The organism is Erwinia sp. 1181_3 (assembly GCF_052824965.1).
In genome coordinates this window covers 512,106-529,292 of the sequence record NZ_VTDE01000004.1, presented here as the reverse complement: position 1 = coordinate 529,292, position 17,187 = coordinate 512,106, and the positions used below count along the sequence as shown (strand labels likewise).

The 17,187-nt window shown below is 50.3% G+C and carries 15 protein-coding genes; 10 read left to right on the top strand and 5 right to left on the bottom strand.

The annotated features are described in order from the left end of the window. Positions 1-66: 66 nt before the first annotated feature. From FY046_RS14410 to lptG, 7 genes are all read left to right on the top strand, one after another. Positions 67-804, top strand: coding sequence for a hypothetical protein (locus tag FY046_RS14410; protein WP_212814197.1), 738 nt, complete (start codon positions 67-69; stop codon positions 802-804). 11 nt (positions 805-815) lie between these two features. Continuing rightward, positions 816-1,574, top strand: a complete 759-nt coding sequence (locus FY046_RS14405) for a hypothetical protein (RefSeq protein ID WP_212814443.1) — start codon at positions 816-818, stop codon at positions 1,572-1,574. 47 nt (positions 1,575-1,621) lie between these two features. Beyond that, positions 1,622-2,959: a lipopolysaccharide biosynthesis protein gene (locus tag FY046_RS14400; RefSeq protein ID WP_446186193.1), complete on the top strand. Its 1,338-nt coding sequence runs from the start codon at positions 1,622-1,624 to the stop codon at positions 2,957-2,959. Next, on the top strand, positions 2,956-3,792 hold the full coding sequence (locus tag FY046_RS14395; protein WP_446186192.1) for a hypothetical protein: 837 nt from the start codon (positions 2,956-2,958) through the stop codon (positions 3,790-3,792). The genes FY046_RS14400 and FY046_RS14395 overlap by 4 nt, the downstream gene beginning before the upstream one ends. A gap of 54 nt (positions 3,793-3,846) precedes the next feature. Then, complete coding sequence (locus tag FY046_RS14390; protein ID WP_133843438.1) at positions 3,847-4,431, top strand: YtfJ family protein; 585 nt, start codon at positions 3,847-3,849, stop codon at positions 4,429-4,431. Between the two features lie 68 nt (positions 4,432-4,499). Further along, the gene (gene lptF, locus FY046_RS14385; protein ID WP_446186204.1) at positions 4,500-5,570 is read left to right on the top strand and encodes an LPS export ABC transporter permease LptF; all 1,071 of its coding nucleotides are present in this window, start codon (positions 4,500-4,502) and stop codon (positions 5,568-5,570) included. After that, positions 5,567-6,646, top strand: coding sequence for an LPS export ABC transporter permease LptG (gene lptG, locus FY046_RS14380; RefSeq protein ID WP_446186203.1), 1,080 nt, complete (start codon positions 5,567-5,569; stop codon positions 6,644-6,646). The genes lptF and lptG overlap by 4 nt, the downstream gene beginning before the upstream one ends. Positions 6,647-6,664: 18 nt before the next feature. Here lptG and spt read toward each other — a convergent pair whose 3' ends face one another. From spt to FY046_RS14360, 4 genes are read right to left on the bottom strand one after another with little or no spacing between them, the layout of a single operon-like run. Then, positions 6,665-7,837 (bottom strand): serine palmitoyltransferase, encoded by a 1,173-nt coding sequence (spt, locus tag FY046_RS14375; RefSeq protein ID WP_446186191.1) that lies wholly within the window; start codon positions 7,835-7,837, stop codon positions 6,665-6,667. Then, positions 7,824-8,084, bottom strand: coding sequence for an acyl carrier protein (locus tag FY046_RS14370; RefSeq protein WP_133843445.1), 261 nt, complete (start codon positions 8,082-8,084; stop codon positions 7,824-7,826). The genes spt and FY046_RS14370 overlap by 14 nt, the downstream gene beginning before the upstream one ends. A 29-nt stretch (positions 8,085-8,113) precedes the next feature. Continuing rightward, a complete protein-coding gene (locus tag FY046_RS14365) occupies positions 8,114-9,025 on the bottom strand; it encodes an NAD-dependent epimerase/dehydratase family protein (RefSeq protein WP_133843447.1) in 912 nt (303 codons plus the stop codon). 5 nt (positions 9,026-9,030) lie between these two features. Then, complete coding sequence (locus FY046_RS14360; RefSeq protein WP_446186190.1) at positions 9,031-10,779, bottom strand: fatty acyl-AMP ligase; 1,749 nt, start codon at positions 10,777-10,779, stop codon at positions 9,031-9,033. A gap of 455 nt (positions 10,780-11,234) precedes the next feature. On the opposite strand from FY046_RS14360, the gene FY046_RS14355 reads away from it, so the two are divergent. Together FY046_RS14355 and FY046_RS14350 are read left to right on the top strand one after the other, a co-directional pair. Further along, positions 11,235-12,368 carry an N-acetyltransferase gene (locus FY046_RS14355; protein WP_171148658.1) on the top strand — a complete coding sequence of 378 codons (1,134 nt, stop codon included), beginning with the start codon at positions 11,235-11,237 and terminating at the stop codon, positions 12,366-12,368. Between the two features lie 480 nt (positions 12,369-12,848). Continuing rightward, positions 12,849-14,090: a diguanylate cyclase domain-containing protein gene (locus tag FY046_RS14350; RefSeq protein ID WP_133843453.1), complete on the top strand. Its 1,242-nt coding sequence runs from the start codon at positions 12,849-12,851 to the stop codon at positions 14,088-14,090. Positions 14,091-14,189: 99 nt separating this feature from the next. On the opposite strand, the gene ychF is transcribed toward FY046_RS14350, so the two are convergent. Further along, positions 14,190-15,281, bottom strand: coding sequence for a redox-regulated ATPase YchF (ychF, locus tag FY046_RS14345; RefSeq protein WP_200642997.1), 1,092 nt, complete (start codon positions 15,279-15,281; stop codon positions 14,190-14,192). 350 nt (positions 15,282-15,631) lie between these two features. Here ychF and FY046_RS14340 point away from each other — a divergent pair, with 350 nt between their 5' ends. Then, positions 15,632-17,113, top strand: a complete 1,482-nt coding sequence (locus tag FY046_RS14340) for a SulP family inorganic anion transporter (protein WP_446186189.1) — start codon at positions 15,632-15,634, stop codon at positions 17,111-17,113. Positions 17,114-17,187 lie beyond the last annotated feature (74 nt).

Sequence of the window (17,187 nt, the reverse complement as noted above, 5' to 3'; positions counted from 1 at the left end):
GAGCAAATATTTTCGCAGATGAGATGACTTAATATTAATGCAACATTTATTAATATTGGGCTATTTGTGCGAAAACAGACAAATCGTTTAACTTATTCTACGCCATTGCGAGTTATTGCTATTATTGGGTGCGATGGTTCAGGTAAATCAACGTTGGCATCTCGTCTGGTCGCTTATCTCTCCCTATCAGAACCGACAGAGTTACTTTATCTCGGGCAGTCATCGGGGCGTATCGGGGAATGGATCAGCGGCCTTCCTCTGATTGGCGCGCCTTTAAGTCGCTACTTACGGGCAAAGGCCATCCAGGTGCATCAGCGTTCTTCCGCGCCACCGGGCGCGTTCACTGCGCTGGTGATCTATCTGCTTTCCTGTTGGCGTGCGTATAAATTCAAGCGAATGCTGGCCAGAAGTGAGCAAGGACGCGTGCTGGTGACGGATCGCTATCCTCAGGCAGAAGTCGCAGGTTTTCGTTTTGATGGTCCTCAGTTGGCTAAAACTGCGGGGGGAAACTGGTGGGTAAACACACTCAGAAAACGTGAAAAAAAAATGTATCAATGGATGGCCTCCTATCCACCCATGTTGTTAATCAGACTGAATATTGATGCAGATACGGCGCACTTACGTAAGCCCGATCACACATTGCAAGCGCTGCGCGAAAAGATTGAGGTCATCCCTCATCTTAATTTTAATGGTGCGGCTATCTGTGATTTAAATGCCCGTCATCCGAAAGATGATGTGTTTACAGCATCGTTACGTGTGATTAATGCTTATATTCCACTATCGCACGATCAGGCCTGTGATTGAGATTATCATTGATGATAAGGCGAGGAAATAAAGTGAATGAACATAATCCCTCCCGTTCGCGTGTTATTCCTGGTCTTATCGCCGTGGTGGGATGTGACGGAACGGGAAAGTCGACACTGACTCTCGATTTGGTAAAGATGTTGAATCAATACCGCGTGACGGAACGCCGTTATTTGGGGTTGGTATCCGGGGAAGATGGCGATAAAATTAAACGCGTGCCCTTTATTGGCATATGGCTTGAACGCTATCTGGCGACGCGATCTTCAAAGAATCAAAACATGAGTACCCATTCCCCTGCTTTATGGGTTGCATTCATTATGTATTTATTCTCGTTACGTCGCAGGGCTAAATTGCGTCGCGTACTGCATCTGTCACAGCGCGGCGTATGGGTGATTAGCGACCGTTATCCGCAGGCCGAAATTTCAGGTTTTCACTATGATGGACCCGGCATTGGCGTGGAGCGCGTGACTGGCTGGTTTTTGACGTATTTAGCAAAACGCGAAAAACGGTTATATCAGCAAATGGCGTTATATCGTCCTGCGTTAGTTATCCGTCTCGGCATTGATATCGATACCGCTTTTTCGCGCAAGCCGGATCATGATTACGATGAGCTAAGGGATAAGATCGCCGTCATGGAAAGGATTCATTACAACGATGCGACCATCGTTGAGCTGGACGCAAGAGCACCCTATGGCGACGTTCTGGATAAGGCATTGAATGCCGTATTGTCTGTAGCTGAGATCTCTTCGGCTAGAAAACCGATGCTGTGAATGTCGCGTTTTCTCTGGTTGAAATGGAATTTGGCAGGTGTTAACCGATGAAGCATGGGTTCTCCGATGGTGTTTTTCGTACGATTATTCGTAACGCCGCGTATTTAGGTTCCAGTCAGGTTGTCAGTGCTTTACTGGGACTACTGGCACTGTCTTGCGCGGGAAAAGGCCTTTCACCAGAGATGTTTGGGGTGCTTGTTGTCATTGAATCCTATGCAAAAGCGATAAGTGATTTTGTAAAATTCCAGACGTGGCAATTGGTGGTGCAATATGGTACGCCGGCATTAGCCAGTAAGAACCTGGAAAAATTTCGTGATGTTATTTCCTTTTCTTTTGGATTAGATATCGCCAGCGGTGCTGTGGCCGTCATTGTGGGGATGTTACTGCTGCCATTACTTTCTCACTCATTGGGGCTTGATTCCGATAGTTTCTGGCTTGCCATGTTTTACTGCACGCTGATCCCCTCGCTGGTGGCAGCGACCCCGACGGGGATCTTGCGGGCCGTAAACCGTTTCGATCTGATCGCAATTCAGCAAGCCACACGACCCTTTCTTCGTGCCGCGGGGAGTGTGCTCTGTTACTTCAGTGAGTTTGGTTTCGCGGGGTTTATCATCACCTGGTATGCCTCCAATATGATCGGTGGTTCACTCTATTGGTGGTTTGCCTGGCGGGAGTTACGCCGCAGGGATATTCATCATGCATTACGACCAGGGCTATTTGGCACGGCACGTAAAATCAAAGGTGCATGGAATTTTGTGTGGATAACCAACATTGCTCACTCTGTTTGGGCTGCGCGGAATTCAGGTAGTGCGGTGTTAGTGGGGATTATGTTAGGACCTTCAGCGGCCGGGTTATTCAAGATTGCGATGACGTTTTTTGCTGCTGCTGGATCGCCGGCTAAATTGCTGGAAAAAAGTTTTTATCCTGAAATTATGCGCCTGGACCCACGAACGAAAAGACCGTGGTTATTGGGCCTTAAGTCGGCTTGTTTAGCGGGGGGAGTTGGCATACTCGTTGCGCTGGTGGTGGTGGTTGTCGGTAAGCCGGTAATTTCTCTTTTTTTCGGACAAAGCTACCTGATGGCATATGACTTAATCCGGGTGATGCTCTGCGCGATTATCGTTTCTATGATAGGTTTTCCCCAGGAGTCATTGCTATTTATGGCGGGAAAACAACGCGCGTTTTTAGTGGCTCAAACGGTAGCATCCGCTGCGTATATCATTCTCTTAATCGTATTTTCTCATTTATTCGGCGTGTCGGGTGCCGCGTTTGCCTATCTGGGCGGACAATGTCTGGACGTTATGTTGTCATTTATCCCTGTTTTATATACCTGGCGGCACCGCCATGTATTGATTTTTAGGGAACCAAAGGAGAGTCATCAATGACGAATGGATACGTAGTGAAGACATTTTCACCTGAAACCCTACAGCTGCTCTTTTCTGCAATCAATGAAGATGATCTTGTGGATGAAAATGTCAGTCTTCCCCCGCGGATCGACGTGCAATGCACACAGGATAGCCTGCGTGAAAACTATGCTTTGTGCCTGCAGTATTGGGAAGAGGGAGTTGATCGTCATGAACTATTGAATTTAGTTCGTGAATTATTGAGGGGGGACACATTGTCTGATAGTGCCAGGATGCAGTTTAAATACATTCGATCCCGCTATAAACATTTACGCTTCGCGCAGAGACTCTATAGTAAAAAACATCTATCCAGACTCTGGTTCAGTAAGACAACGGTCCTGCTCGGGAAACTTCAGGATGCATTTCGTAACAGTAATATAAGAGCGGTAAAATTTTATGCCGGAATACTGTGTTTTTATCTGAGTAAACCGATCTGGAACTGGGTTTACTTTTCCCTGCGTGATATGCCATTAGATTCGGCCAGTCATTTTATTGCCTACCGGAAAAAACAGATAAGAAAACTACAGGTTTTAATCGCTAAAACCGCGCTGACAGGGCGAGAGTTTCACGCTGTGCGTAAAATTGTCAGCCAGCAGGTATCTTATTATGACACGTTAAGATCTATCGACCCGGGCAACCAGGATTTCCATCAGATCTCACGCTTCTTAGCCGCTATTAATGGGGTGATGGGCGATAAGCATGATGAAATGGTCGCTGATAATTTGTCAGGGAGAAGACGCTACGACGAACTCGCTCAGCTGGATATTCATCTGCGCCAGCGTCTGGAGCTACTGCTCACACGGTATCCATTATAAGAAGACAGTGCTCAGAGAGCGCTGAACAGGAACAGGCGCAAAAAAGGAAGCGCGATGAGATTATGCAGACTGATGTCTATGGCACTGCTGTTGTGGCCGTTGGCAGGATCGGCACATAACTTTATTATCGGTGAGCGGGTTGCTCCGATAGTTATCAGGGATCGGGGAGAGCTGTTATTGAATGACAATCGCTTACGTTATCAACCCTGGCGGAGTTCAGAGCTGGCAGGGAAAGTCCGTGTCGTTCAGTATATTGCCGGGCGTACTTCGGCGAAGAAGAAGAATTCATTGCTGATTAGTGCGATCAAGAATGCGAATTTCCCTGCCGATCGTTTTCAGCCGACAACCCTTGTTAACACCGACGACGAGATCCCGGGCACCCAATTTTTCGTGCGGAAAAAAATCGAGAAAAATAAAAAACGCTACCCCTGGGCACAATTTATTATCGACAGCCACGGTATTGGCCGCAAATCCTGGCAACTTGAGGAAGAGAGTTCAACCATTTTAGTGCTGGATAATGCCGGACGTATTCAGTGGGCGAAAGAGGGGGCTTTGACGCCGGAGGAAGTCTGTCAGGTGCTCAAAAACGTGCTGAATCTGCTGGATGAGAAACCTCGTAACGCGGACTCACCAAAATAAAGTGTCTGTCCTGGTTAAGATTGCCCGTCAGGCTATCTGAGCCAGTGAATGTGGGATTTTCATCATCTATGGACGTGATCGAGCGTTATATTGTGACTCAGACCCAACGGTTAGTGCTGACCCTTGTCGGTTTTCTGATAGTTATCTTTGCCAGTTATTCAGCTCAGCGCTATCTGACCGAAGCCGCTAATGGCACATTATCGCTGGGGGTGGTGCTCGATATTGTCTTTTATAAAGTACTTATTTCACTCGAAATGCTGATCCCGGTGGGGCTCTATGTTGCCGTTGGGGTCGCTCTGGGCCAACTCTACAATGACTCAGAGATCACTGCGATGCACGCTGCGGGGGCCAGCCCGATAAGCATTTATAAAGCCGTGCTATGGCTTGCCATTCCTTTCGGAATAGGGGTCATGCTTCTCTCGTTGTACGCCAGACCCTGGGCTTACGGACAGATTTATCAGTTAGAACAGCGCTCGCAGTCTGAAATGAACGTGAATCATCTGATAGCCAATAAATTTAATGTGAATGACGATGGGCGGATGGTGGTCGCTTCAACGGTTGACGCGGCGAACAACGTATTAACCGATGCGCTGATTTATACCTCATCCGATAACAAGAGCCATATATACCGGGCAAGAAAGGTCACAGTGCTGGGTACGCAGTCTTCATCGCCCTCTGTCCTGCTGCACACAGGAACGTCTTATGTGCTGGATCATCGGGGATGGGGGGACCAGGAAATGCGTTATCAGGATCAGCATCTGCACCTTAAAGCGATCCAGCCAACGACATTGATGAAGCGTAAGTCGGCATCAATCACGACATTATCGCGCTCGACCGCTCCGGCTGATATCGCCGAACGACAATGGCGAGAAAGCCGAGGGCTCAATACGATATTGATGACGTTATTGGCGATTTCGTTAAGCCGTATCAAGCCACGGCAGGGGCGTTTTACCACATTACTGCCCTTAACCCTCGTATTTACCCTTATTTTTTATGGCGGCAATCTGTGCCGCACACTGGTAGCCAATAGCGCCTTTCCTGTTATTCCGGGCGTCTGGTTTTTGTCCTTACTGATGCTGGCTGGCGTCGTGATACTGATGGCGCGTGACTTTTCGTTATGGCAAAAATTTTTGCGATGACACTCTTCAGCCGTTATTTACTGCGTCATGTCTTCACCGGATTTGCGGCTGCAGCAGGATTGCTCATTCCGCTTTTTACTACGTTTAACCTGATTAGTGAGCTGGATGATGTCACTCCGGGGGGATACCACTGGACTCAGGCCATTCTGGTGGTGCTGATGACTCTGCCCAGAAGCCTGATTGATATGGGGCCATTTATTGCGCTGCTCGGTGGGATCGTAGGATTAGGACTGCTTTCTAAAAACCTGGAGTTAACGGCGATGCGAACGGTGGGTTTTTCCATCTTTAACATCGCCATGGCAATGGTGTGTGCCGGATTGATTTTGACCCTGGCTCTCAGCACAGTTGATGAATGGGGGGCCTCGCCCTTACAGCAACGCGCAATTCAACTGAAAAGCAGCGCTATTTCCCTGGGGGCGAATAGCGATAATACCCAAAACAGGCTGTGGGCCAGGCGCAATGATGAGTTTGCTACGGTAAAAAATCTGGATAAACATCATCAACCGCTGGGCGTTGAAATATTTTCCTACCAGAAAGATCTCTCGCTGCAATCCTACATTTATGCCGAACACGCCACCATTCTGGATAATGGAATATGGATTCTGCATGATGTTTATCAAAAGAAATGGCGGCACGGAAAAGAAGAGGTTAGCAGGCTGGATACGCTGCCCTGGGCCTCTCTTTTTTCTGATATCAGCCTGACTGAACTGACTATGCCCGCTAACAGCTTCTCCATCAGACAGCTCTGTCGTTATATTCGCTACCTGCAAGATACGCATCAGCCCAGTCAGGAATTTGCTATTGCCCTGTGGCAGAAACTGGGAAGGCCTATTTTAACGCTTGCCATGATATTACTGGCGATCCCCTTCACCTTTAGCCTCCCTCGCTCGCCAGGCTTGGGAAGCCGTTTAGCCACCGGTGTTATTGTGGGGCTACTGGCCTGGATCACCGATCAAATCATCATCAACTTAGGGATATTACTCTCACTGAATGCACCGCTAACGACAGTGGCACCGCCTGTATTGCTGTTGATCCTCGCCCTGTTGCTGGTATATCGCTTTGATCAACGGCATTAGCCGCAGGGCAAGGGCGTACTAGCGCTTTAGATCGGCGAATGCCTGAATGATGGTATCGATTTGTGCTTTACTGTGGGCCGCGCTGACACTGCAGCGCAGTAGCGTTTGACCCGCAGGAGTGGCGGGGGGTAACACCAGGTTGACATAGACATGCTTTTCTATCAGATCGCGCCAGAAACGCAGACCTTCTTCTTTCGACTCCATCACCACCGGGACCACCGGGCTGATGTTGGGGCCAAGCGTGTAACCCCATTTTTTCAGCCCCTGATAGAGCCGACGCGCATTATCCCAGAGTGTTTCACGCAGCTCCGGATGCTGTGAAATGGTCCTTAAAGAGGAGCGAACAGAGGCTATCGTGGAGGGCGAGGGGGAGGCGGTGAAGATGTAAGGGCGACTGCTGTAGCGCAGTGCCTCCATGGCCAGCGGACCGACGGCAAAGCCACCAACGGAAGCCAGACTTTTGCTGAATGTGCCGGTAATGATATCAACATCCTGCTCAACGCCGAGTGCTTCAGCCAGACCCCGGCCCGAGTGGCCCATCACGCCAAAGGAGTGCGCTTCATCGACGATCAGATACCCCCCAAGACGGCGTTTAACATCAGCAATGTCAACCAACGGAGCCACATCACCCAACATGCTGTAAATGCCTTCAACAATAATGATGGCTTCGCGCGCGCGCGCGCCAAGACGCAGCATGCGGCGTTCCAGATCCCGGGCATCATTGTGACGGAAGCGAATGATGTCCGCGCCTCCCAGGGTGCACGCATCATAGATGCTGGCGTGGCAGTCTGCATCCAGTAACACAACGGCATCGTGATCGGCAAGGGTGCTGATAACACCTAAATTAGCGGTATAACCAGTAGAGAAGACAATGGCCGTCGGCCGGTTAAAAAAAGTGGCCAAATCGTGTTCTAAAGCCAGATGCGTTCCGTAACTCCCATTCGCCATACGTGAGCCGGTGGTGCCTGTTCCCTGAGCGGCTAATGCTGCCTGACCGCTCGCGATCGCCTGAGGATTAAATGTCAGGCCCAGATAGTTATTGGTCCCCGCCAGAATAATCTTTTGATGGCCAATGCGTCCTTCCGTCGCTGAATAGATTTCATCAATACAGGTGCCGAAAGGACATAACCCGGATGCCTGGACGTGTTCCCGATAGTTTATATTGGGTGCAAATTTGTCATAAAGGCCCATACGTTTTCTCCAGGTGAGGAAGTAATGCATCCCGCAGCTGTTCGGGTGTTCTGACATCCAGCAAAATATTTATCGGAATGGGAATATCAAATCTGTCTTCTAACATCATTAACAGATCCATGACCTTGATGGACTCCAGGCCCAGTTCATCAATGAGATTGCTGTCAGGATGTATCTCCACGTCACTGGCGACCATATTCTGCAAACATTGAATAATATAATTCATTACAGCATCATGATTTATCATAGAAATTTAAATTCCTTCTTATCTGATGATTAAAAGAGTCCTTCACGCAGGGCATGAATCAAACTTATCATCGGGCTCCAGTGAATATGTCGGGACAAACTGAGATGACTTGCAGACCAATCCGGATGGGTTAATTCATGAATTTTGCTGCGCGTCAGCATCGGTTCTTTTCCAGAAAGTCTGCTCGACACCTGGCTGATATCAGCCATAAGGTTGAGCACAGGGAAAGGAACTGTGATTAAGCGCACTCTTCCATTACGCACGTTCTCACCAATCTGTTGTAATCGCTGCCAGCTATAGGAATTACCATCACAGAGCTCATAGGGAAGAGTCGGCTGTGGTTCGGCGACTAGCCATTGCCCAACGGCCTCTGCTAAATCGCTGACGTGGATGAAAGACAGCCGGGCATCTGATGCTCCCATCCGGGGAAGCACGCCACGCAAAAGCCAGGTGAACAGCGGTTTGAGTTCTTTGTCGCCGGGGCCGTACACCGCCGTTGGGCGAAATATTCCGAGGGTCATATCCGCCGCTCGGGCAGTTAACTGCTGTTCTGCAACATATTTGGAATGGGCATACCATGACAAACCAGGGTGGCGGGCAGCCAGAGAAGACATAAATAAGAAACGCTTAATGTGGCCACTTTTTTTAGCCGCCTGTAGCAGTTGCAGACTGCCGGTGACATTACAGTGAGTAAAGATCGCTTCTTTGTGCCCACGAACCTGGCCCGCACAATGCACCACGCTCTCAGCACCGTAAACTAATTCAGAGAGCGCATCGGGGTTATCCAGATCGCCTGTTATCCACGTCAGATTGTTCACTGATGTTTTATCAGCTTTGCTGCGGGTGAGCGCCCGCACGGCATAACCCCGCGCCAGCAAATTCTCAGCAATATGCCTGCCGATAAAGCCTGTCATGCCGGTGAGGGCGATCGTGACGGGCATGGCGGTCAACCTGCCAGCTTTGCATGCGTGTTGATGGCGTCATTCCGCGCGTTAAGATAGCGTTTCTTCGCCTCCGCACGGGCCGGTTTACCTGAAGAGGTGCGCGGGAGACTATGCGGTGGCAGCAGTTCAATCCCGACAGTAACGCCAAATTCGCTGTGAATATGCGATGTTAACGTATGGATGATTTGCGCCCGACGCTCTTCGGAACTGACCCTGCACTGGATTTGCAAAATGATCCGTGCATTCTGATCGTGAGCGGTAACGAAGGCTATTGCATCACCGGAATGAATTTCTGGCTCCAGCTCGGCAATATATTCAATATCCTGAGGCCATATATTACGGCCCCGGATAATCATCAGGTCTTTCTTACGCCCGGTGACAAACAGGCAACCATTGAGCAAATAGCCTAAATCACCCGTATCCATCCATCCTTTAGACTGGATCTCCTGTTGCGATGTGGCATCCTGAAAGTAGCCGCTCATTAAACTGGGGCCTGAAATAAAAATATTTCCGACTTCACGCTCAGATAACGGAATGCCCGTGTCGCTACGAATCTCGATGCGGTGATGCGGCAGGGCTTTGCCACAATTAACAAAGGCCGTGGTTGATTGAGTGTGCGGGCCTGGTGGCACTGCTTTATTCTGATATTCAAGAATGCTACGGTCAACCTTGTCAATCAGCAGGCCTGAGTTCTCTTCCACGAAGCAGACTGCCAGTGTATTTTCCGCCAATCCATAACAAGGCATAAATGCCTTGCTATTAAAATTAACTTGACTGAAGTGTTGAGCAAACAGAGTCAGTTGCTCAGCGGAAATAGGTTCAGCGCCGACACCGGCGATACGCCAACTGGCGAGGTCAATTCCGGCTAATTCTTTATCATTACATCGGCGCAAGCACAAGTCATAGCCGAAGGGGGGTGCGACAGAAATACTGCAACGATTTTTCGTGATTAATTTTAACCACTGCATCGGACGCATGGCGAAGTCCTGAGTGCGTAAATAATCGACGGATAGCTGGGTTGCTACTGGCGTCAACAGGAAGCCCACCAGCCCCATATCGTGATAAAACGGTAGCCAGGAAATACAACGGTCGCCCACCCGTGCGTTGATACCGTTACGGCTTATCACCTGCAGATTAGACATAGCCGCGCGGTGGGTAATCATCACACCACGTGGAAAGCGCGTACTGCCCGATGTGTACTGGAGATAGGCAATATCATTGGGTGATGGCAGGGGTAATTCGACCTCTTTCTCCGGCAACTCCTGAAAGTCAGTATTGCTAAGAATATGAATGGTCATCGCATCCGTGCAGGCCGGGCGAATCAGGGGCAACCACTCTTCATTACTTATAATAGCAACAGGCTGACAGTTGATTAATAGCGCGTGGAGTTTCGTAATATAAGAATGACGCTGACCCATTCCCATTGGGACCGCCAGCGGTACGGCAACCAGCCCTGCATACTGGCAGGCAAAGAAAGCCTCGACAAAGCCTACCTCCGTCTCAGCAATCAGTGCCACGCGGTCGCCCCGATTAAGATTGAGTGATAACAGGCGTCGCGCTCCTGCAATAGCACGCTGCTTTAGTGAACGATATTCCAGTACAGCTAAGAGCTGATTTCGTCGGTCGTAAAAATTCATTCCGGTATTTCCCTGGGCTGCGTAATTTAATGCTTCGACCAGACTGGGGAAATCAGCATGGCGCAGGGGAAGAGAATGGGTTGAACTGGTTTCAGACAGATATAATGGAGCCATAGATTAACAATCACCCTAAAAGAGTAGCCACGAAAAATATTGTTTTTTGTAAAAATCAATATATGTATTCATACGCTAGTGATTTTGAATTAAATTTTGTGTTGAATTGTAATTTCAGTATCTATTAGCATTGAAAGCCTCGATTTTGATTAAGATGTCGATTTTGTCATGTGGTTAGTGGCAGCTATTTTGATGGGCTCCCCATGGGAGGGGCAATGTTCTCATGTCATTGCTCAGCCGTTATTATGACGGCAAGCTTCGATGAAGTGTATGCTTTGTTTAATGTTGACGGTGGGAAGCGCATTAACAGGTAAAAATAGCAATATCTCTTCAAATGATAATTTTCTCATGCCTTAATTTATTTTAAATGTGCGGGTAAATAGCAGTGAAACGCAAGTTTAATGATTTTTTTTCAGGTTACTATTGTTTCCTTTATAGTAAAGCTTAAGGGTTTTATGATTTGCATCGAAAAAGTGAAGAATAAGGATGAACGTAAGGTATTCATCACTTTCCCCTCGTTACTCTATCGTGATGATCCTCACTGGATAGCCCCCTTATATAGTGAACGCGCAGAGCATCTTTCTAAGAAAAACCCCGCAGCAGAACATATTGAATGGCAGGCATGGGTGGCTAAGAAAGAGGGCAGAGTGGTTGGGCGCATCACCGCGCAGGTCGATACCTTACATCGCGAGCGTTATGGGGCTGACACCGGGCATTTTGGCATGATTGAGGCCATTGACGATCCCGAGGTGTTTAGCGCGCTGTTTAGCGCGGCAGAGAGCTGGCTGAAGTCGAAGGGCGCACGGAAAATCACCGGGCCTTTTGGACTGAATATCAATCAGGAGAGTGGATTGCTTATCGAGGGTTTTGATACACCGCCTTCGACCATGATGCCGCACGGTAAGCCTTATTATGCGAAGGCGCTGGAGCAGCAGGGTTATGCCAAAGGCATAGACTTAACGGCCTGGTGGATGCGCCGTACCGATCTGCACTTTTCCCCGTCATTAACCCGCCTGATGGACCAGGTGCGCAAAAAGGTCACCATCCGCCGTCTCAACCGTAGTCAGTTTGGTGAAGAGATGCAGATCATGCGGCAGATCTTTAACTCCGGCTGGCAAAACAACTGGGGCTTTGTTCCTTTTACGCAGCATGAGTTTGCCGTGATGGGCGACCAGCTTAAGTTTTTGGTCCCTGACGACCTGATCTACATCGCTGAAATCGATGCCAGGCCCTGCGCATTTATTGTGGGCTTGCCCAATATTAATGAGGCCATCGCAGATTTAAACGGACGTTTATTGCCCTTTGGCTGGGCAAAACTGTTATGGCGCCTGAAAGTGAGCGGCGTTCGCACCGCGCGCGTGCCGTTGATGGGAGTGCGCCAGGAGTATCAGTTTAGCCGGACAGGACCGGTGATTGCGCTGCTGCTGATTGAGGCGTTACGCGATCCTTTTGCCAGGCGCAGGATCGAGGCATTAGAGATGTCGTGGATTCTGGAAACTAACCGCAGTATGTGTTCGATGCTGGAGCGGGTAGGTGCGGTGCCGTATAAGCGTTATCGGCTGTATGAGAAGGTGTTGAGTGATGTGTAGAGGAGAAGCGATAAGAACGGGTCTCATCCCCGCACAGAGGGGGGGCCTGGGCTTCTAAAATCGCCGCGACCGATCGCTTTACAGGGGGGGCTCTTAGACCCGGGTAGTGAGCTCAGAGTCAACGTTCTTCAGGCTGGGGTTGTCATTGATAAGCGTGAGGCTGGTCAACATTACGTAGATTAAACGCTACAGTTACAGATGATACAGGCGATGTGTCATGCGGGTTGATTAAAGCTTGCGGGTTCATTGGCCGATAAACACGGAGTCGCTATACTTTTCTTGAGTTGCGTCATCGATGATTTTTCGAACCTCTCTGGGGGTTAAATGGCACCATTGAGAATGTTGCTTAACAGGCTGCAGCGATTGCCAGCGTGAGTGACTGAGATTCTCGTTACCAGACTCCCTTCCGAAACACCTTTTGGGTTTTAGACGCAGTATTAAATGTTTTCAGCATCATCAGCAAATAACGGAACCACCAGCATGAACATCGCGATCAAACCTACACTCTCCGCCGTTTGGTCCACGGATGCACAAGGCATCTGTATTGCCAGTCAGGAAAGTCCTGCAGGCATGATGCCCGTTCTTAAAGGCATAACGCTAAGTGAATGGCTCCGGTTCGCGCAGGCTGATGAGGATGGCAAGATTGCGCTGCAACTGACCGCAGCATTAGAAGGTATGACACCTTTTCATATCGAAGTGCCGATAAACTGTCTGGATGGGACGATGCGACATGTGATTGTTTCAGGCCTGCCGGGCGCTTCACGTCTGCAGTACAGCGGTTTCGTTCTGGATATTACCGGACAGCGTAAAGCGCTTGAGGACGCGCTGCGTACGGCGGCAGAATACCGTCTGCTGATTGAAAACAGCACGGATCTGATCGCTCATTGTGATGCGGATGGCCGATATGTTTCGATCTCGCCCTCCTACAGCGAAATGATTGGCTGGTCAGCCGATGAAATGGTAGGCCAGCGGGTGGTGGACTTCCTGCATCCTGACGACCGCGCACCTGCAACAGATACGTTGGTAAACATCTTCAACGGTGGCGAACAGCCGGACGTCGTCGAGGTGCGCAAACTCCATCGCAATGGTCACTACATTACGCTGGGTACTAAGGCCTGCGGCGTCAGCGATCCTTCCACTGGCAAAAACATCGGGGCAGTGCTGGTTTCGCGCGATATCACTCGTGATAAAGAAAAGATGCTGATGCTGGAGCAACTGGCATCGCGCGATCCGTTAACCGGATTGCCCAACAGAGCCTGGATTAACGACAAGGTGCGCTGCATGCTTGAGCAGGTTGAAGACCTGTCATACACCACTGTGCTGTTTATCGATCTGAATGGGTTCAAGGCAGTCAATGATTCGATGGGGCACGCGGCAGGGGATACGTTGCTGCAGCAGGTAAGTGAAAGGCTACAGGGTTGCATGCGCCCGGGCGACTCGGTAGCACGCATGGGAGGAGATGAGTTCGTGGTAACCGCCAGATGCGGCGATCGTGAGGCGGCGTCCGCCATTGCCCAGCGTATTATTGACGGACTGAAAACGCCATTTACTGTCAATAATGTGGAAGTCAAAATCGGGGCTGCTATTGGAATCAGCCTCGCACGTTTCGGGACGACATCGGCCAGGGTGTTATTTGAAAATGCGGATTTAGCGATGTACCAGGCGAAAGCACGACGTGATGACTCCTATCAGTTTTTCGAACCTGGCTGGGATATTCTCTGAGATGCCGGGAAATAAAAAATCCACGCAATGGCGTGGATTTTAGCGTTTTTTGTGACGTTCATGAGATTCTGTAAAACCTCATGAGGCAACAGAAACTAATCAGACGTTGAACAGGAAGTTCATCACATCGCCATCTTTCACGATGTAGTCTTTCCCTTCTGAACGCATTTTACCGGCTTCTTTCGCGCCTTGCTCACCCTTGTAGGTGATGAAGTCATCAAAGGCGATGGTCTGAGCACGGATAAAGCCTTTCTCGAAGTCGGTGTGGATTTTACCGGCAGCCTGCGGAGCCGTTGCGCCCACCGGGATAGTCCATGCACGCACTTCTTTCACGCCCGCGGTGAAGTAGGTTTGCAGGTTCAGCAGGGCATAACCGGCGCGGATCACACGGTTCAGACCCGGCTCTTCAATACCCAGCTCGGCCATAAACTCTTCGCGGTCACCATCTTCCAGCTCAGCAATGTCGGACTCTACGGCAGCACACACTGGCACAACAACAGAGCCTTCTTTCTCAGCAATCGCACGCACGATATCGAGGTACGGGTTATTTTCAAAACCGTCTTCGTTCACGTTAGCAATGTACATGGTGGGCTTCAGGGTCAGGAAGCTTAGGTAGCGAATGGCGGCTTTATCATCGTCGTTCAGATCCAGCGCACGCAGCATCCCGGCTTTTTCCAGATGCGGCAGGCACTTCTCCAGCGCAACCTGTTCCGCTTTTGCGTCTTTATCGCCACCTTTGGCTTTCTTCTGCACGCGCTGCAACGCACGCTCACAGGTGTCCAGGTCGGACAGCGCCAGCTCGGTATTAATGGTGTCGATGTCGTCAGCCGGATCCACTTTATTATTCACGTGGATAATATTGTCGTTCTCGAAGCAGCGCACCACGTGGCCGATAGCTTCAGTTTCACGGATGTTGGTCAGGAACTGGTTACCCAGGCCTTCACCTTTGGACGCGCCTTTTACCAGACCGGCGATATCAACGAATTCCATCGTGGTTGGCAGAATGCGCTGTGGCTTGACGATCTCAGCCAGCTGGTCCAGACGTGAATCAGGCATCGGCACGACGCCGGTATTTGGCTCAATGGTACAGAACGGGAAGTTCGCAGCTTCGATGCCCGCTTTGGTTAACGCATTGAACAGCGTGGATTTCCCGACGTTAGGCAGGCCCACAATACCGCATTTGAATCCCATGTTGAATCACCTTAATAGCTTGATAATCAACGCACTTTTACGTGCCCTGATAGTGTCACAGACGGTTGTCTTAAAAGTTTCCGCGCATTATACACGTAATTACCGCCCGGAGGCGGGTGATTTCTCAGGCACGGGTGAAGTTATCTCTTGAGATCGAACTCACATTTTTTCATACTGACGTGTCTTTACAGAAACCGGAGAACCACGCAGATGCATCGCTTCCTGCTTACGCCACCTTAAGAGCCCCCCGCCAGCGCAACGCCTGTTGCCGCCACTCGTCACTCTGACGAGCCAGCTGTGCCCGAACGCCGGGGCGCAGAAAACGATCACATTAAAATAATGGAAAGACCATGTTTAACCTGAGCAATTTCAGGGCGAGTGACGTCAAAAATGACGTGCTGGCCGGTGCTGTGGTGTCTGTCGCGCTGATCCCCGAAGCGACCGCATTTTCTCTGCTGGCGGGCCTGTCACCGACCATCGGTTTACATACCGCTTTTATTCTCGGGCTGGTGACGGCCTTTTTCGGCGGTAAACCGGGGATGATCTCCGGCGCAGCCGGATCGATTATTGTGGTGCTGATCAGCCTGATTATTCAGCACGGCTACGAATATGTTCTGCTGGCGACCATTCTCGCCGGGCTGATTCAGCTGTCGATTGGCGTCTTGCGGCTGGGCAAGTTTATCCGTCTGGTGCCACAACCGGCGATCTACGGCTTTGTGAACGGGCTGGCGATTGTCATCATGCTGGCGCAGTTCCCGATGATCAAAGGGCAGGGGCCGGTGATGTATGCGCTGGTGGCGCTGGCAATGCTGATCGTCTGGTGGTTCCCAAAACTGACAAAAGCGATCCCCGGCTCGCTGGCCGCCTTAATTGCCATCAGTGCACTGGCAATTGGTCTGGGGCTGGACACCAAACGCGTGGGCGATCTGGCGGATATTTCCGGCACGCTACCCTCGTTCCATCTGCCCACCGCGCCTCTGAGCTGGGAAACCCTGAAAATCGTGCTGCCTTACGCCGTGGTGATTGCGCTGGTCGGGCTGATTGAGTCGTTGTTAACGCTGGCCGTGCTGGATGAAATGGGCAGTAAGAAGGGCGCGGGAAATCAGGAATGCGTAGCCCAGGGTATTGGTAACACGATCTGCGGCTTCTTTGGCAGCTTTGCCGGGTGTGCGATGATCGGCCAGTCGATTATCAACTTTACCTCAGGTGGGCGCGGGCGCATTTCGAATCTGGTCGGGGCGGTGCTGCTGATCCTGTTTGTCGTTAGTCTGTCACAATATATTGCCTTACTGCCGGTTGCAGCGCTGGCCGGGATCATGTTTGTCGTCTGCATCAACACCTTTGAGTGGAGCTCGCTGCGTCGTCTGAAGCGGATGCCGAAAGCGGATGCGGTGATCATGGTGGCGGTGACGCTGGTGACCATTTTTACCGATCTGGCGATGGCGGTGATCTGCGGGGTGATTATCTCTGCTCTGGTTTTCGCCTGGCAGCACGCACGCATCAGTATTCTGGCGCAGTCTGAGGAAGAAGGGCAGAAAACCTATCAACTGGAAGGGCCACTGTTCTTTGGCTCAACGGCCAGTTTCCAGGAGCTTTTCCACCCGGAGCAGGACCCGGATCATGTGGTGATTGATTTTGCTCGCACCCGGGTCATGGATTCCAGCGGCGTGGAGGCGATCGATAAATTAACGGCACGCTATCTTGAAGCGGGAAAAAGCCTGCGTCTGCGTCATCTTAGTGAGGATTGTATCAGTTTACTGCAACAGGCCGGGCCGTTTTGCAGCCATGAACTTGATGATCCCGATTATAAAGTTGCTAGCAATGATGTCTGAACCATAAAGCTGGCGCTGGTCCTGCCGATAACCTAAAAATCGTCGTTCTGCGACGGCGAATACAGAATTTACTT

Coding starts and splice junctions, on each gene's coding strand:
- FY046_RS14405 (WP_212814443.1), top strand. CDS start 816: ATGATAAGGCGAGGAAATAAAGTGAATGAACATAATCCCTCCCGTTCG.
- FY046_RS14400 (WP_446186193.1), top strand. CDS start 1,622: ATGAAGCATGGGTTCTCCGATGGTGTTTTTCGTACGATTATTCGTAAC.
- FY046_RS14395 (WP_446186192.1), top strand. CDS start 2,956: ATGACGAATGGATACGTAGTGAAGACATTTTCACCTGAAACCCTACAG.
- FY046_RS14390 (WP_133843438.1), top strand. CDS start 3,847: ATGAGATTATGCAGACTGATGTCTATGGCACTGCTGTTGTGGCCGTTG.
- lptF (WP_446186204.1), top strand. CDS start 4,500: ATGGACGTGATCGAGCGTTATATTGTGACTCAGACCCAACGGTTAGTG.
- lptG (WP_446186203.1), top strand. CDS start 5,567: ATGACACTCTTCAGCCGTTATTTACTGCGTCATGTCTTCACCGGATTT.
- spt (WP_446186191.1), bottom strand. CDS start 7,837: ATGGGCCTTTATGACAAATTTGCACCCAATATAAACTATCGGGAACAC.
- FY046_RS14370 (WP_133843445.1), bottom strand. CDS start 8,084: ATGATAAATCATGATGCTGTAATGAATTATATTATTCAATGTTTGCAG.
- FY046_RS14365 (WP_133843447.1), bottom strand. CDS start 9,025: ATGCCCGTCACGATCGCCCTCACCGGCATGACAGGCTTTATCGGCAGG.
- FY046_RS14360 (WP_446186190.1), bottom strand. CDS start 10,779: ATGGCTCCATTATATCTGTCTGAAACCAGTTCAACCCATTCTCTTCCC.
- FY046_RS14355 (WP_171148658.1), top strand. CDS start 11,235: ATGATTTGCATCGAAAAAGTGAAGAATAAGGATGAACGTAAGGTATTC.
- FY046_RS14350 (WP_133843453.1), top strand. CDS start 12,849: ATGAACATCGCGATCAAACCTACACTCTCCGCCGTTTGGTCCACGGAT.
- ychF (WP_200642997.1), bottom strand. CDS start 15,281: ATGGGATTCAAATGCGGTATTGTGGGCCTGCCTAACGTCGGGAAATCC.
- FY046_RS14340 (WP_446186189.1), top strand. CDS start 15,632: ATGTTTAACCTGAGCAATTTCAGGGCGAGTGACGTCAAAAATGACGTG.